Below are 1,260 nucleotides of genomic sequence, written 5' to 3'. Positions count from 1 at the left end.
TGTCTTTTGGTAGCGACCAAACCGTTCAATAATTGCAACTGATTGTTGTCTCACGACATAGATAGAGCTCAATGCCGATAAAACAAGTGCAAAAACAACTACTATAAAAATAATGATTCCCATCATCGTTCTCCTTTTTCTGATCCCCATATGTAAGAAGCCTAAATCCCTTGATTTTTGCACTCTTAGATAGGTTCAATATTTATAAATTGTATTATAGCACAAGCCTTAAACGAGAGCAAAGAAAAATTAATAAAATTAAAAATATTTAGATTAAATATTTTTTACATCTTATTTTCAAATTCTTTTATATGTACATCCATCTGCGGATAAGGTATCTCAATTCCAGCCTTATCAAACTCAGTCTTAATTTTTTCATTTAATTTTAGCTTCAGATTCAAATAATTTTCTGAACGAGTATAAACATAAATATAGAAAATTATCGCAGATTCAGCCAATTTTCCAACCCCAATAACAGAAGCCTTTGAAGCTAAAATCATCTTTTTGTTTCTATCTTTTTTTGATATTGTACTATTCTGTACACTCTCATTAATTTCATCAACTTCTTCTGTAATTCCATTATTTGCATCATCTTCAGCTTCTTTCATTTTTTTTCTAGAAAAAATTGCAAAAAACAAATTAACTTTACTTTTTTCTTTTTTTTCTAGAATTGTATTCTGAATTTTTGCAAGCAAGTTATTTTTTATTTTAGTTTCTTCTACTTCATCCATCGTTTCTTCTTTCACTATTCTTTCTAAGACCTTCTTTACTTTCTGAATATCACTCTTATACGAAACGCCAATTTCCAAATCAAGCCTACGTTCTCCATCCTGCTTAATGTTCCGAATTTCCGTATTCGTAACTATTCCATTTGGAATTATTACAAGCTCATTTTGTGGATTTAACATTTTTGTATAAAAAAGCTCAATCTTTTTAACTGTACCAATATAATTATTATACTCAATTGTATCACCAACTCGAAATGGCTTAAATGTAAGAATTATCAGTCCGCCGCAAAAGTTACCCAAAGTTTCCTTAAAAGCAATCCCAAAAATTATCCCAGCCGCTCCTAGAAAAGTTGTGATGGAAGATGTGTTAATTCCAAGAATTCCAATAGAAGAATAAACTATAATAAAATAATACAAAATAGAATAAATTGAAAGTAAAAATGAAGCTAAACTTCTATCAACATTTGACTTTTCCATTATAATTTTCAATATTTTTTCAATTCTAGTCTTAAATATTTTACCAATTTTTACA

The 1,260-nt window shown here is 28.6% G+C and carries 1 protein-coding gene; it reads right to left on the bottom strand.

The window, feature by feature from the left end:
- Positions 1 to 284: 284 nt before the first annotated feature.
- On the bottom strand, positions 285 to 1,260 hold a 976-nt coding region (locus tag Q0370_RS00040), incomplete at its 5' end, for a mechanosensitive ion channel domain-containing protein (protein WP_299570390.1).

This window comes from uncultured Leptotrichia sp. (assembly GCF_938036635.1).
In the GTDB taxonomy this organism is placed as follows: Bacteria; Fusobacteriota; Fusobacteriia; order Fusobacteriales; family Leptotrichiaceae; genus Leptotrichia; species Leptotrichia hongkongensis.
The sequence above is the reverse complement of the archived record's forward strand: the minus strand, read 5'-3'. Positions and strand labels throughout refer to the sequence as shown.